Raw genomic sequence first — 13,266 nt, 5'->3', positions numbered from 1 at the left:
CGAACCCGTCCATCTCGACGAGCAGCTGATTGAGCGTCTGCTCGCGCTCGTCATTGCCGCCGCCAAGTCCGGCGCCGCGATGGCGCCCGACCGCATCGATTTCGTCGACGAAGATGATGCAGGGCGCATTCTTCTTCGCCTGTTCGAACATGTCGCGCACGCGCGACGCGCCGACGCCGACGAACATTTCGACGAAGTCGGAGCCCGAGATCGAGAAGAACGGCACGCCCGCTTCGCCGGCGATCGCGCGCGCCAGCAAGGTCTTGCCGGTGCCGGGCGGTCCGACGAGCAGCACGCCGCGCGGAATGCGGCCGCCGAGACGCTGGAACTTCTGCGGATCGCGCAGGAATTCGACGATCTCCTGCAAATCCTCCTTGGCCTCGTCGACGCCGGCGACGTCCTCGAACGTCACCCTCCCCTGCGTCTCGGTCAAAAGCTTCGCTTTCGACTTGCCAAAGCCCATCGCCCGGCCGGCGCCGCCCTGCATCTGGCGGGAAAGGAAAATCCACACCGCAAGAAATGCGACGAGCGGTAGCGCGTTGAGCAGAAGCGTCATCATGAAGCCGCCGCCTTCATTATTCGGCTTGGCGCTGATTGAGACGTTCTTCGCCTGCAGGCGAGGCACGAGATTGGCGTCGTCCGGCGCATAAGTGGTGAACGGCCGATTGTCGTTGAAATGACCGACGATCTCATTGCCGGCGATCGTCACGTCATGGACACGACCCTGGTCTATCTGCGTCAGCAGCTCGCTGTATGAAATATCGCGTATCGGCGTGCGCTGGCCGGGTTGTTGAAACAGCATCACAAGCGCAACCACGAGCAATGCGATGATTGCCCAAAGCGCGAGGTTTCTGAAGTGTGGGTTCATTTGGGAAGCCTGTCAGGAGCCGCTTGGTCGGGCTTATCCCTCCAGCGCTCCGGTCATCCGCCTAATTTAGGCCCGCCGGAAGGCGTTGCCAAGGCTCGGAAAAGCCCGTGAATCCGGGCGTTGCCGTGTAGCGGCTGAGCTGTTTCATACAGGAATGTCCCGAGCCTCGCAAATTGGCTCAAGTCTAGCTTGAGCGGCGAGGCGGCGCGGGGCGCAGCCGAACGCGTCCGTCGCTTGCTTCAATCGAGACGTCGGCAAGCGTGGTTTTAACCGATTTGCGCGCGGCCAGCGCGTCGCCGATGCGCGCGGTGGCGCGTTCCAGACGCTCGAGGCGAAGCACGGCGGCCGGCGCGAGACGCAGAATCGCGCTCGCCAGCGCCCTTTGAAGAATTTCCGGCGGCGCTTCGCAAAGTGTGGCGGCGTCAAGCTCGACGCAGGAGGCTTCGTCTTTGCGCCATGCGCGCTGCAGCGTTTCGGCGGCGCAATGGGTCAGCGCCGCATCGGCGCGCGCCGCGCGCGCGCCGAGTCGCAAGAGAGCTTCCTGTCCGAAGCCCTGCGCGGCGAGAACAGGCGCGAGCTTGCGCAGCCGTGCGCGGGCGAAGCTGTCATCTTCATTCGACGGATCACGAAAAAAAGCTTGTTGGGCGCGCGCGCAGATCGCTTCCAATTCCTCCTTGCGAAAGTCGAGCAGCGGCCGCAGCAGCGCAATGTCTTCGGCGCGCGCGACTCGCGCCATGCCGGCGAGCCCCGCGATCCCAGAGCCGCGGGTGAGTCGAAACAGAATCGTTTCCGCCTGATCGTCAGCATGATGCGCGAGAACAATGGCTGATGCGCCGATCCGACGGGCGCATGCCGCAAGCAATGCGTAGCGCGCCTGACGCGCGCGCTCCTGCAGCCGCGTCGAGGGCTTTGCCTCCTCCCATGTCAATAGATGATGCGCGTAGCCGAGATCACGCGCCCAGCGACCGACCTCTTCGGCCTCTTCGCGCGACGCCTTGCGCAGTCGGTGATCGACGGTGGCGACTGCAATGTCGCGCGACGATCGCAACGACCATCGCGCGCAAAGCAGCATCAGGGCGACAGAATCAGGTCCGCCGGAAACCGCCAGCAGCACGGAGGGGTAGGGGGCAAGGAGGTCGAGCGCTTCTTCGCGCAGCCGCTCGATCGACTCGTCGATTGCTGTTTGCGCTTCGGCGTCGGGCATGCCTACGCCTGAATTGCGCCGATCGCCGCGCCGAGCGTTAGCATTGGATTTTCTTGCTCTCGCGCTGAGCGGCTTCGCGGATTCGCGTCGCCGCTCTTGGGAATTTGGCGTTGATCTCGGAATAGGAGGCGCAGGCTTGCTCCTTCGCGCCCATTGCGCTCAGCGATTGGCCGAGTCGCAACAGCGCTTCCGGCGCCTGCGGCGAATCGCCGTATTTTGTCGAGATTTCCAGATATTTCTCGGCCGCCTCGCGGTGGCGGCCGCGCAAAAAGAAACTCTCGCCCAAATTGAAGGTCGCGGCGGCGGCGAGCTTGCCCTTGCCGTTCTTCGACAGAAACGTCGTCAGCGACCTTTCGGCTTGTTCATATTTGCCGGCCCGCAACGCGCTCACCGCCCGGTCATATTCTTCCTTGGGGCCAGGGATCGCAGGCGCGGCGGCGATCTCGGCCGCCGTTGGCTGTTCGCCGACCAGGCGTCCATGGGCGATATCGAGCGGCTGGCCCACTTCCCGCACTGGCGTGGCGGTCGCCGTAATCGAAGTCCGCGCGGCGGTGTCGAGCGGCGCGGACGGCGGCGTCGTCCCCAGCGGCCTCGGCGCGCCGGGCGCGGCTGGCTGCGCCGCAGGGTCGAAGGCGTCGCCGCGCTTGCCGGCGTTCGCGCTCGCCACGGCCGGCGGTGAATTGATCGGACCACGCGGGACGGCTTCCGAGTGCGGCGGTTCCGGCTTGGCCGATCGCAGCTGCTCCTCCAAAAGCTGCACCCTGTGCTGCAGTTCCTCATTTTGTCCCGTCAACCGGCGCAGCTCGCGCTCCAGTCGATCGATCCGCATCGCGGTCTCCGCGTCGGACCCCGGGCGCTGCTCAGCGCCGTCATAAATATCCGACGGCGCGCCATTGTAGGTCTGAGCGAAGCGGGAGTTCGATTCCGGCGGCGGATCGCCATAGAAATCGAACGCCTCGGCGGCGCCCGCTGCGGAGACGGACAGGGCGAAAATGAGAGCGTAGCGTGAGAACATGTCGCGAAGGCCGTGACTTTCGCAAAAGTGCGTCGCTCGATTCGACGCATGACTGATGTTGCCGGAGTATAGGCCGCCATCCGGCCAAAGTTAGGCGATGCAATCATTCAATCTGCCCCTTTTCGATCGCCGCTGGCTTAAGGGAGCGGCGATCGCCGCGTTCATGGCGGCGGCTTGGCCGTCATCGGGCCAGCCGCTTCCGCCCGCGGCGGAAAGCGGGGAATGCTCGCTTGAAGGGGCCGTTCCAGCGACTGTCGCAGCCGTCGACGAGGATTTCGAACTCCTGCTCGACGACGGCCGTCGCGTCGCCCTCGCCGGTCTCGACTTTCCGCCGCAGGAAGCCGGCGCTTTGCGCGCCGCTGTCCGCGACCGTCTTGCGTCCTGGCTTCCCGGCCGCGACGTTTTCGTGGGCGTTTTCGCCGCGTCGCCCGACCGCTGGGGGCGGTCGCCGGCCCGAATTTACGCGAGCGATCCCACGGGTGGGGCCTCGGCGCCGCTGGCGTCCGTGGCGGCGGCGCTGCTCTCCGTCGGCGACGCGCGCTTTCGCCCCGACCCGACGGCCGCCGCCTGCGCCAAGCTTTATTTGGCCGCCGAGGCGCAGGCGCGCGATTCGGGCGTCGGACTCTGGTCGCTGCCCGAATTTCGCCCGATCGACGTCTCGGCGCCTGAGGCCGGCAAAACCCTGCAGCGGCGCAGAGGTATGATCGTCGTTATTGGCGACATCCATTCCGTCGGCGAGTCGCGGCGCGCCTTCTACCTTAATTTTGGCGACAAATGGCGCGATAGCTTCACGGTCGTGATTTCGCGGCGCAATTTGGCTATGTTCGGGCGAATCGAGCCCCGCTCCCTGGTCGGGCGGCGAGCCCGCGTACGAGGACTTATTGAGACCGGGTCTCGCATCGAAATCGCTACGCCAGCCGAGATCGAATTTATTGACCGCGGCGCTCGCTAGAAGGGCGACGCTGTCTCTGATTGCGGCCTTCCTCGCGCTGGCGCTGGACGGCTGCGCCGAGCTGGAGCGGCAGGGAAATCTTTTTACGACGCCCTCGCCCTCGACCCGGCAGGCCGCGCCGCGAACCGACAATCGCAGCACAGTTCAACATAAGGAACTGGTTGCTCAGTTCGGCGGCGAATATGAAGCGCCCGCCGCCGAGCGCTATCTCAACGCCATTCTCGCCAAACTGGCGACCGTCAGCGAAACGCCCGGCCAGCCGACCTATAAGGTGACGATTCTCAACACGCCCGTCGTCAACGCCTTCGCATTGCCTTCCGGCAATCTTTACGTCACCCGCGGACTGCTGGCGCTCGCCGGGGACGCCTCCGAGGCGGCGGCGGTGATGGCCCATGAAATCGCCCATGTTTCGCTCCGCCACAGCGCGTTGCGCGCCGAACGCGAGCGCGAGGCGGCGGTGATCTCTCAAGCCGCGGCCGTTATTCAAAACCGCCAAAAGGGCGAAGAGGTGCGCTCCAGCCAGCGGCTCTCGGTCGCCAGCTTTTCGCGTCAGCAGGAACTCGACGCCGACGCCGCCGGGGTCCGCGTCATCGCGCGGGCGGGGTTCGATCCTTTTGGCGCTTCGCGCTTCCTGACGGCGCTGGGACGGTCCACGGAGTTGCGCGCGGCGCTCTATGGGAAAAAGAAGTCGCTCGAATTCGACATCATGTCGACCCATCCCTCGACCCCCGACCGCATCACCAAGGCGGTTGCTGAGGCCAGAGAAATTGGCGCGCCGGGAATCGGCGTCACCGATCGCGGCCGTTATCTCGAAGCCGTCAAGGGCGTCGCCTTTGGCGACGATCCGAACGAAGGCTATGTCCGCGACCGCAAGTTCACCCATCCGCGCCTGCGCTTCACCTTCACCGCGCCTGAGGGTTTCCTTCTCGAAAATTCCAACGAAGCCGTATTCGGCGTGCGCGAACCCGACAATGAAGCCTTGCGGCTCGACAGCGTGCGCGCGCCTTCGGACGGGAACCTCGAATCCTATGTCGGGTCCGGCTGGGTCGACGGTCTTCTTCCATCCTCCGTGCGCGCCGTCGACATCAACGGACTTCCTGCGGTTGTCGCCATCGCACGGGCGGGCGAATGGAACTTCCGGCTTGCCGTCATTCGATCGGGCGAGTTTCTCTACCGGCTGATTTTTGCGGCGCGCGCGTTGACCGACGACGCCGACGCGCGCTTCTTGGAATCGATCAGATCCTTCCGTCGCCTCGCGCCCGACGAAGGCGCCGACGCCCGCCCGTTAAAGATCGCAGTCGCGGTCGCCGGCCCCCGCGACACCATCGAGACGATGGCCGCGCGGATGGTGGTTCCCAACCGGCCTGCCGAATACTTCATGCTTCTCAACGGGCTGTCCTCCGGCGAGCCGCTCATCCCCGGCGAACATTACAAAATCGTAACAGACTGACCTTCCGGTTTTTGCTCACTCTGGGAACAAGTGCCGCGCCCCGGCAGTTATCCGTGAGAACAAAAAATAGGCGCGCGGCCCCTCGTCATCAGTCAGGCCGGCCGCGCAGGGAGGGCGTCATGGCGTATATGCCTGGGCTCGGGCGCGAGTTGATCAAAGCCGCGGCGGAAGCGCCTTTTCTAGAACGAGACGAGGAAAAGCGGTTGGCGGTGGCGTGGCGAGAGCGGGACGACCGCGAGGCGCTACATAAGCTGACCGCGGCGCATATGCGCTTGGTTATCGCATTGTCGGCAAAGTTCAGACATTACGGATTGCCGCTCTCCGATCTTGTCCAGGAAGGTCACGTCGGGCTTCTGGAGGCCGCCGCGCGCTTTGCGCCCGAGCGGGACGTGCGTTTTTCGACCTATGCGACGTGGTGGATCAGGGCGTCGATCCAGGACTATGTTCTGCGCAACTGGTCGATCGTGCGGGGCGGGACGAGTTCCTCTCAGAAGGCGCTCTTCTTCAATTTGCGTCGATTGCGCGCAAGGCTGGCGCGCGAAAATCACGGTGCGAGTCCAATCGACGCTTATCAGACGATCGCCAATGCGATCGGCGTTTCGCGCGCCGACGTGGAAATGATGGACTCGCGTCTTTCCGGCTCCGACGTCTCGTTGAACGCGCAACTCGTCGACGATGACGCGTCAGGTTCCGCGCAGCGAATGGATTTTCTCGTCGATGAGAAGCCGCTGCCCGATCAGATCGTAGAGGAAACGCTGGATTCGGATCGGCGCGCGCGCTGGCTCAAGGACGCCCTCGCCATACTGTCCGAACGCGAATTGCGCATCGTGCGCGAGCGGCGGCTGGCGGAAAACCTCGTGACTCTCGAAACCCTCGGAGATCGCCTCGGCATTTCCAAGGAGCGGGTGCGGCAGATCGAGAGTCGCGCGCTGGTGAAACTCAGGCGCGCGCTGTCGCGCATGCAAGAGACCGCGGCGGCCGATGAGGCAAGAGCGTGAGAAAATAAAAACCCCGGAACTGCTTCCGGGGTTTTTATTTGTCGATCACGCCGCGCGGTCGACGTCGGCTTCTTCACCGCCGTCATCGCCGACATCTCCATCGGCCTTCGGTCCGCGTCTTGGTCCTTTGAGCAGGAAAGATTCGATCAGCTTCAGCGATTCCGAATCGATGAGTCGACGCACGGCGGCGATTTCGCGCGCCATGCGATCCAAGGCGGCTTCGTAAAGCTGGCGTTCCGAGTAGGACTGCTCCGGCTGCGTGTCGGAACGGTAGAGGTCGCGAACCACTTCGGCGATGGTGATCAGATCGCCGGAGTTGATCTTGGCCTCATATTCCTGGGCGCGGCGCGACCACATGGTGCGCTTGATCCTCGCGCGGCCGCTCAACGTCTGCAGCGCCTTTTCGACGATGGCCGATTCGGCAAGCTTGCGCATGCCGACGCTGGCGACTTTGCTCGTCGGCACCTTAAGGATCATCTTATCCTTGATGAAGCTCACGACAAAAAGTTCGAGGCTGAAGCCCGCGACTTCCTGCGTCTCAACGCCGATGATCTGTCCGACGCCATGCGCCGGGTAGACAATGAACTCATTGAGCTTGAAGCCGGGCCTCGCCGCCGCCGCAGGCTTCGCCTTGGCGGGAACGGTCGGCCGCGCAGCGTTAACCGGCGCGGCGGCAGGAGCCGGCGCCGCTGACGTCGCGGGAGCCGCGGGCGTTTTTTCAACGGGCTTCGGCGCCGCGTGCGCGGCCGCCGCAGCCGCCGACTTCGACTGCTCGACCGGCTTGACCGGCTTGACCGCCGGCGCCTTCGCCGGCGCGATCGGCGCGGCCGCCGTAACCGGCTTGGCCGCCGCAGGCTTGCTTGCGGCGGCCGGCTTGACCGTCTTAGTTTCCGGCGTTTTCGCCTTGGCGCTCACCTTTTCCGCCGCCGTCTTGGCGGCCTTGGCGGCGACCGCCCGCTTTGTCGCGCTCTTAGCGGCGGACTTGGCCTCGACCGCGGTTTTGGCGTTCCGCTTCGCCGCCGCTTTGGCGGCGACCGTTCGGGCGACGGCGCGGCCGGTCGTCGGCGTCCGGCGCGTCGCCGCGGCGCGCGGCGCAGCCTTGGCGGTCTTATCCTTCGGAGTCGAGTTGGCTTTCGTGGTCGTTGCTTTTGATGTCATCTTTTTTATGGTCTTGGCCGATGTGCTTGCGCTTGTTTTCCGGCTCGAAGCAGCGGCGGCTCGCGTGGACTTGGCCGTTGAAACGGAGCGGGCGGGGGACTTTTTCGCCGTCGAGCTTTTCGCTGCGGCGGTTTTCGTGGCGCCGCTCTTGACGGCGCGTTTGGCCTGCGTTTTGGAGCGGGCGGCAGAGCCTTTGGCGCGCGCGGCTGCGGTGGAGGCAGTTGCGGTCGACTTTTTCTCGGCTTTCTTGTTGGAGGGCATACGCGGGCTACTCCTGTGCTGTCCCGCTGTGGAGACGGGACGGTCGCTGCCGCTGACGAATCGCTCATGCCGCCGGCAGCCGAGCCGCGACACCGCGAAGGCGGCATGTGGAAACCTTGCTAGCGCCGCATACCCAGCAGCCGGGCCTCTGGGCCGACCCTTGGGGAAGAGAGGCTTTCGAAATCGAAACGGTGCTGTGGCGCCGCGTCGCCCTTCCACAAGGCGTGCATTTAGTGTGTGATTTATAACACGTTCAAGCGTGAAAATCAAAGGCGGAAGCGCCCAGCTCGCGCCGGCGCAAAGGCCACAAAACAGTCTATCCTTATGAAAGGACTAAGTTTTAAATAAATTAACGATGTGCAAACGCGTCGGCCTCGGTTCAGGCGTTCGCCGCGGCGCCGAACGCCGTTCAGTCGCCCTGGCCGGCCTCCGCCGAGAACTGCTCGATCTTGCCGGGTTTGCCGTCCCATTCCTTGGCGTCGGCCGGCGGCTCCCGCTTGATCGTGATATTGGGCCAGTTCTGCGCCATTTCCGCGTTAAGCTGCAGCCATTGCTCGAGACCTTCCTCGGTATCGGGCTTGATCGCATTCGCCGGACACTCGGGTTCGCAGACGCCGCAGTCGATACATTCGTCCGGATGGATCACCAGCATGTTTTCGCCTTCGTAGAAGCAGTCCACCGGACAGACTTCCACGCAGTCCATATACTTGCATTTGATGCAATTTTCCGTGACGACATAAGTCATGGGGGGTGATCTCTCCGCGACCTCGCCGCTTGCTAGCTTTTTTGCCAGCGTCACGCAAGGCGAGCAGAACAAAGCGCCCGTCGAAGATATGATTGCGCCTGGACGCCACAAGGTCCGACAATGGTCGACATAATGAATTCTCCGGCGACGATGGCCTTGATTCCGCACACGCTCACGACTCGGGCGCTGCTTCTCGGCGAGCGAATCAACACCGAGGGGCTCGAACGGGCCGATCTGGTTTCGACCGCGCCGCTCGCCTTCCGCGTCGGGCAGAGCGGATTCGCCGTGCTGTATCGCTTCGGGGTCGCCGTTCTCTTCGGACTGTCGCCTCTTGAGGAGGATGAAATCGTCACGAAGATCGGCCTTCGCGTCTCGGGCGCGTCGCGCGGCGACGACGAAACGCTGATCGTCGAGGCGACTCCGGACGGCGAGGAGAAGGCGCTGCCCGACGGAAGGCTGGCGGTCAAGGATATTTCCGAAGCGCGGCTCTTAGTGATCGCCGACGTTCTGGCGAAGAGTGTCGCCCTGGCGCGCGACGAGCGCCGGGTCAACGCGGTCTTCGACACGATCGAACCCTTCGCGGCCGAACTCGCGGCGAAGGGCAGTCCGCCGTGGAAGCGCAAATCCATGTTGGAGCTGATGGGCCAGACTCTGCTCGTGCGCCACCGCGTCTCGGGCCGCGTCGCCGTCGACGACAAGCCAGATGTGCTGTGGGATCGGCCCGACCTCGAACGGCTTTATGCGCGTCTTGAGGATGAGTACGAACTCACGCCGCGGGCGCGCACGCTCAGCGCCAAGATCGACGTGATCGGCGAGACCGCTCGCGCGCTTACCGATCTGATCGACGCGGCGCGCTCGGTTCGGCTGGAGTGGACGATCATCGTTCTGATCGCGATGGAAATCGTCATCACTCTGTTCCAGATGTGGGTCGCGCGAATGAGCTGAGCGCGTCTTCGACGTCGCGCAGCGGCGCTTCGCCAGCAATCCAGTTAAAACTCGGCAGCTGGTGGCGCGCGAAGGTGAACTGTCGCTTGGCGTAGCGGCGTGTGTCGAGCTGGCTGCGCAGAATCGCCTCGTCCAACGTCAGCCGTCCGTCGAGATAGGCGATGAGATGCGGCACGCCATGGGCGCGCATCGCCGGCAGCGCGGGATCCAATCCGCGCGCCTTGAGCGCCGCGACTTCCTCGATCGCGCCAATGCGCGCCATCTGCTCGAATCGCGCATCGATGCGCGCGTAAAGCGTCTTGCGTTCGGGCGCGAGGAAAAAGGCGGCGCATTCGCACGCATTAAGGAGCGGCGGGCTGCGCAGGCCGTGAAAGGAGACAAGTGGTTTGCCCGTCGCCTCAAATATTTCGAGGGCGCGCAGCAGACGTTGCGGGTCGGTGTCGCGCAACGTCGCCGCCGTATCCGGATCGCGGGCGGCGAGTTCGGCGTGAAGCTCGCGCGGGGTCTTGTCCTTGGCCCAGGCGCGCAGGGCTTCGCGCACCTCGCCGGGCGCGGCCGGAATGTCCGAGAGCCCATAGAGCGCGGCTTTGAAATACATGCCAGTGCCGCCGACAATGATCGGCGTCAGCTCGCGCGCTTCGAGGTCGCGCAGCACGATGGCGAAATCCTCGAGCCAGCGGCCGACGGAATAGTTCGTAGCGGCGTCGACATGACCGAAGAGAAGATGCGGCGCGGCGGCTTCCTCTTCGAGCGTCGGGCGCGCGGTGATGATCCGCAGGTCTCGGTAAACCTGCATCGAGTCGGCGTTGACCAACGCGCTCGGCCTGCGGCGCGCCAGCGCCAGCGCCAGCGCGGACTTGCCCGAAGCGGTTGGACCTGCAATGAGAATGGCGCGCGCGCGCATGGCGCTATTGCCGCTGAAACGGTCGAGATGTCAAAGCCCATCGACTATGTCGCGACCTTCGTGGCCGGCCGGGGGGCTGCGCTCAACGAACGAGCGGTGTCGGGCGCTCTCTATGACGCCGGGCTGATCGACGCCGGACGCGACTGGCTCGCGGAAGACCTCGCCGTCGACGCGTTTCTGTCCGGCGCGGGCCATGACCTCGCCGATTTGCGGTCGCGTCTGCAGGCGGCGGTCGCCGATGATCCGATCGACGTCATCGTTCAACCGACGGCGGGGCGTCGCAAGAAACTGCTCGTCGCCGACATGGATTCGACCATGATCGGACAGGAATGCGTCGACGAACTCGCCGGCCTTGTCGGTTTGCGCGAACATGTCGCGATGATCACCGAACGCGCCATGCGCGGCGAGGTCGATTTCGAAAGCGCCTTGAAGGAGCGGGTGGCGCTGCTCGCAGGGGTGACTCTCGCCGAGATCGACACGCTGCTCACGCGCATCACGCTGACCCAAGGCGGGCGCCAACTCGTGCGCACGATGCGCGCGCATGGCGCCTATACGGCGCTCGTTTCCGGCGGCTTCACGCAATTCACCGAACCGGTGGCCGCCCGCATCGGCTTTCAAGAGACGCGCGCCAATCTTCTCGAAATCACTGCAGGCGCGCTGACCGGCGCCGTGGTCGCGCCGGTGCTGGGACGCGAAGCCAAGCGCGCGGCGCTTGTCGAATTGTGCGACGCGCGCGCGCTGCCGCGCGACGCGACCATGGCGATCGGCGACGGCGCCAATGATCTCGATATGCTGCGCGAGGCGGGGCTCGGCGTCGCCTTCCACGCTAAGCCGAAAGTGGCGGCGGCGGCGGATGTGCGCATCGATCACGCCGATCTGACGGCGGCGCTCTATGCGCAGGGATTTCGGCGGGAGGAATTTGTGGAGTGACCCGGAAGCGGTTGCCGATTGTTCGCTACTGGAGCCGGCCCCTCGTCCTTCGAGACGGCCGCTACGCGGCCTCCTCAGGATGAGGGGCCTTATGTTGCGTAGCTGCAGGGGATGAATGACCCTTGCTGCTCTCTCTGGACGAGCCAGCAAGCGGTCCTCATCCTGAGGAGCCGCTGAAAGCGGCGTCTCGAAGGACGAGGACTGCGATGCCGGTCGAAGGCGCGAGCGTCTACATTCTGCTCTGCGCCGACGGCAGCTATTACGCCGGTCTGACGCGCAAAGAGATCGAAACGCGGGTCAGCGAACACAATCTCGGGATCAACGCCGATTACACGACGCGGCGCCGACCTGTGAAGCTGGTCTGGTCGGAACATTTTGAACTGTTGATCGACGCCATCACCACGGAACGGCGCATCAAGGGCTGGAGCCGCGCGAAGAAAGAAGCGCTGATCCGCGGAGATTACGACGCTTTGCCGGCGCTGGCGGCCCGCCGAAACAAGAAGAGCGGTCCCAAGCAACCCCCATCATGAACCGCCACCAGGCAGTCATCATCATGAGGAGCCAAAAAGCAGTCCTCATCCTGAGGAGCCGCCGCAGGCGGCGTCTCGAAGGACGAGGACTGCGCGATGCAGAATGCGCGCTTCGAAGGATGGCTGCGATTGTCCGCTACTGGCGTCGGCCCCTCGTCCTTCGAGACGGCCGCTACGCGGCCTCCTCAGGATGAGGGGCCTTATGTTGCGCAGTTTTTAAGTAGATCGTCTGAACGTTTATGCCGCGCATGTAAGCAGTCCTCATCCTGCGTAGCGCCCACAAGCAGTCCTCATCCTGAGGAGCGCCCGCAGGGCGCGTCTCGAAGGACGAGGACTGTGACGTGGGCTACGCGGCGAACGTCATCTGAAATTCTCGGATGAATTCGCAGCACTTCATGGACTTCAACGCTACTGTCGCGTTCACAGAACGGACTAGACTCCTTAGCTGCTCGTCGATCACTGACCTATCGCTCTCAGAAACGCCAAACGTGGTAGCGAAAATTCGCTTTGTTGGGCACGCGTGACCAGGCGTAATGAGTTCGACGTTTTGCCTATGGAATGCGAAGCCCAGAAAGACTAGGCGCTCAGCACCCGCGATGGCGCCTTTTGCCGCGTCGATCTGATCATTCGCCGCCAGACTTTCCCCAAACGTTTTGATTTGGCTAGCGGCGTTAATTAGATCGCAGCGGTCCGAACCGAAGTCCACTGTAATGGGGGACGGATCTGTACGTTGCCAAGGCAGTTTTCCTACCTTGCCATAAGGGCGATAGATATTGCATGACTGCATAAGCTCGGCTGCCCTATGGTCGTCTAACCAGTAGTGTCGTTTTAGTGCATCGTACAAGTAATACTCTATGCTACGATCGTAGTTGAAGTTTATAAAAGAGACGTTTTCAAAAAGTTGCGCGAGGGAGCTGTTGTTAATTCCCTCATGCAGGAGTCTGAAGAAAGCAGGAAACCAAGTATGGCCAATGCGCGTATAATCGATATCCTGAAGCGGCCCGCGCGGATCAACAAAAAGCCAGCTTGAACGTTCCTTTTCTACAATGGTTGATATGATCGCTAACTTTCCGCAAAACGAAGCTTTAGAATCGTCGGGGTGCGTGGCTAGCAGATTGTCGATCGAACCGGCGGTCGGCAACGCCCTGCATAGCCGTCTCGAGGCGTCGATAATACGAATTGGTCATCCGTGAAGAACTCGCAAGGCGTTGACGTGACGAAGTTTTGAGACCTGCGGAAGTAATCGTTTCCGCAGGTTTTCGCTGCGCGGGATGCTGTTTGCTTGCAAATTGATCCGGCGCCGCTG

General features: G+C 63.5%; 13 protein-coding genes. 6 read left to right on the top strand and 7 right to left on the bottom strand.

The genetic code is table 11. The features are described 5' to 3' along the window. The 3 genes from AB7I51_RS16195 to ybgF all read right to left on the bottom strand — a co-directional run. Window positions 1–868, bottom strand: an 868-nt coding sequence (locus AB7I51_RS16195) for an ATP-dependent metallopeptidase FtsH/Yme1/Tma family protein (RefSeq protein ID WP_428406326.1), incomplete at its 3' end; no start/stop codon positions are given. Window positions 869–1,052: 184 nt separating this feature from the next. Beyond that, the gene (gene tilS, locus AB7I51_RS16190; RefSeq protein ID WP_428403858.1) at window positions 1,053–2,072 is read right to left on the bottom strand and encodes a tRNA lysidine(34) synthetase TilS; all 1,020 of its coding nucleotides are present in this window, start codon (window positions 2,070–2,072) and stop codon (window positions 1,053–1,055) included. A gap of 37 nt (window positions 2,073–2,109) precedes the next feature. Next, entirely contained in the window at window positions 2,110–3,087 is a 978-nt protein-coding gene (gene ybgF / locus AB7I51_RS16185) for a tol-pal system protein YbgF (protein WP_428403857.1), read from the bottom strand. A gap of 97 nt (window positions 3,088–3,184) precedes the next feature. Between ybgF and AB7I51_RS16180 the strand changes: the two genes are divergently transcribed. The 3 genes from AB7I51_RS16180 to AB7I51_RS16170 all read left to right on the top strand — a co-directional run bounded on the left by AB7I51_RS16180 (window position 3,185) and on the right by AB7I51_RS16170 (window position 6,487). Next, window positions 3,185–4,039, top strand: coding sequence for a thermonuclease family protein (locus tag AB7I51_RS16180; protein ID WP_428403856.1), 855 nt, complete (start codon window positions 3,185–3,187; stop codon window positions 4,037–4,039). Beyond that, window positions 4,020–5,489, top strand: a complete 1,470-nt coding sequence (locus AB7I51_RS16175; protein ID WP_428403855.1) for a M48 family metalloprotease — start codon at window positions 4,020–4,022, stop codon at window positions 5,487–5,489. Before AB7I51_RS16180 ends, AB7I51_RS16175 begins: the two co-directional genes overlap by 20 nt. 119 nt (window positions 5,490–5,608) lie before the next feature. Next, the gene (locus AB7I51_RS16170; RefSeq protein ID WP_428403854.1) at window positions 5,609–6,487 is read left to right on the top strand and encodes an RNA polymerase factor sigma-32; all 879 of its coding nucleotides are present in this window, start codon (window positions 5,609–5,611) and stop codon (window positions 6,485–6,487) included. A gap of 45 nt (window positions 6,488–6,532) precedes the next feature. On the opposite strand, the gene AB7I51_RS16165 is transcribed toward AB7I51_RS16170, so the two are convergent. Both AB7I51_RS16165 and fdxA read right to left on the bottom strand, forming a co-directional pair. Further along, complete coding sequence (locus AB7I51_RS16165) at window positions 6,533–7,645, bottom strand: CarD family transcriptional regulator (protein WP_428403853.1); 1,113 nt, start codon at window positions 7,643–7,645, stop codon at window positions 6,533–6,535. Between the two features lie 670 nt (window positions 7,646–8,315). Beyond that, window positions 8,316–8,651, bottom strand: coding sequence for a ferredoxin FdxA (fdxA, locus tag AB7I51_RS16160; RefSeq protein WP_428403852.1), 336 nt, complete (start codon window positions 8,649–8,651; stop codon window positions 8,316–8,318). Between the two features lie 120 nt (window positions 8,652–8,771). Here fdxA and AB7I51_RS16155 point away from each other — a divergent pair, with 120 nt between their 5' ends. Further along, window positions 8,772–9,596 (top strand): RMD1 family protein, encoded by an 825-nt coding sequence (locus AB7I51_RS16155; RefSeq protein WP_428403851.1) that lies wholly within the window; start codon window positions 8,772–8,774, stop codon window positions 9,594–9,596. Here AB7I51_RS16155 and miaA read toward each other — a convergent pair. After that, window positions 9,559–10,500, bottom strand: a complete 942-nt coding sequence (gene miaA, locus AB7I51_RS16150) for a tRNA (adenosine(37)-N6)-dimethylallyltransferase MiaA (RefSeq protein ID WP_428403850.1) — start codon at window positions 10,498–10,500, stop codon at window positions 9,559–9,561. The two genes, AB7I51_RS16155 and miaA, sit on opposite strands and share 38 nt — an antisense overlap. A 27-nt stretch (window positions 10,501–10,527) precedes the next feature. Here miaA and serB point away from each other — a divergent pair, with 27 nt between their 5' ends. Continuing rightward, window positions 10,528–11,430 carry a phosphoserine phosphatase SerB gene (gene serB, locus AB7I51_RS16145; protein WP_428403849.1) on the top strand — a complete coding sequence of 301 codons (903 nt, stop codon included), beginning with the start codon at window positions 10,528–10,530 and terminating at the stop codon, window positions 11,428–11,430. A gap of 206 nt (window positions 11,431–11,636) precedes the next feature. Beyond that, entirely contained in the window at window positions 11,637–11,960 is a 324-nt protein-coding gene (locus tag AB7I51_RS16140) for a GIY-YIG nuclease family protein (RefSeq protein ID WP_428403848.1), read from the top strand. A 346-nt stretch (window positions 11,961–12,306) separates the two neighbouring features. On the opposite strand, the gene AB7I51_RS16135 is transcribed toward AB7I51_RS16140, so the two are convergent. Then, window positions 12,307–13,101 carry a hypothetical protein gene (locus AB7I51_RS16135; protein ID WP_428403847.1) on the bottom strand — a complete coding sequence of 265 codons (795 nt, stop codon included), beginning with the start codon at window positions 13,099–13,101 and terminating at the stop codon, window positions 12,307–12,309. Window positions 13,102–13,266: the final 165 nt, after the last annotated feature.

The sequence above is a fragment of the Methylocystis sp. genome (assembly GCF_050246715.1).
Lineage (GTDB): Bacteria > Pseudomonadota > Alphaproteobacteria > Rhizobiales > Beijerinckiaceae > Methylocystis.
The sequence above is the reverse complement of the archived record's forward strand: the minus strand, read 5'-3'. Positions and strand labels throughout refer to the sequence as shown.

Bases quoted from the DNA above. Each gene is read 5' to 3' on its own strand.
- tilS (WP_428403858.1), bottom strand. From the start codon at position 2,072: ATGCCCGACGCCGAAGCGCAAACAGCAATCGACGAGTCGATCGAGCGG.
- ybgF (WP_428403857.1), bottom strand. From the start codon at position 3,087: ATGTTCTCACGCTACGCTCTCATTTTCGCCCTGTCCGTCTCCGCAGCG.
- AB7I51_RS16180 (WP_428403856.1), top strand. From the start codon at position 3,185: ATGCAATCATTCAATCTGCCCCTTTTCGATCGCCGCTGGCTTAAGGGA.
- AB7I51_RS16170 (WP_428403854.1), top strand. From the start codon at position 5,609: ATGGCGTATATGCCTGGGCTCGGGCGCGAGTTGATCAAAGCCGCGGCG.
- AB7I51_RS16165 (WP_428403853.1), bottom strand. From the start codon at position 7,645: ATGACATCAAAAGCAACGACCACGAAAGCCAACTCGACTCCGAAGGAT.
- fdxA (WP_428403852.1), bottom strand. From the start codon at position 8,651: ATGACTTATGTCGTCACGGAAAATTGCATCAAATGCAAGTATATGGAC.
- AB7I51_RS16155 (WP_428403851.1), top strand. From the start codon at position 8,772: ATGGTCGACATAATGAATTCTCCGGCGACGATGGCCTTGATTCCGCAC.
- miaA (WP_428403850.1), bottom strand. From the start codon at position 10,500: ATGCGCGCGCGCGCCATTCTCATTGCAGGTCCAACCGCTTCGGGCAAG.
- serB (WP_428403849.1), top strand. From the start codon at position 10,528: ATGTCAAAGCCCATCGACTATGTCGCGACCTTCGTGGCCGGCCGGGGG.
- AB7I51_RS16140 (WP_428403848.1), top strand. From the start codon at position 11,637: ATGCCGGTCGAAGGCGCGAGCGTCTACATTCTGCTCTGCGCCGACGGC.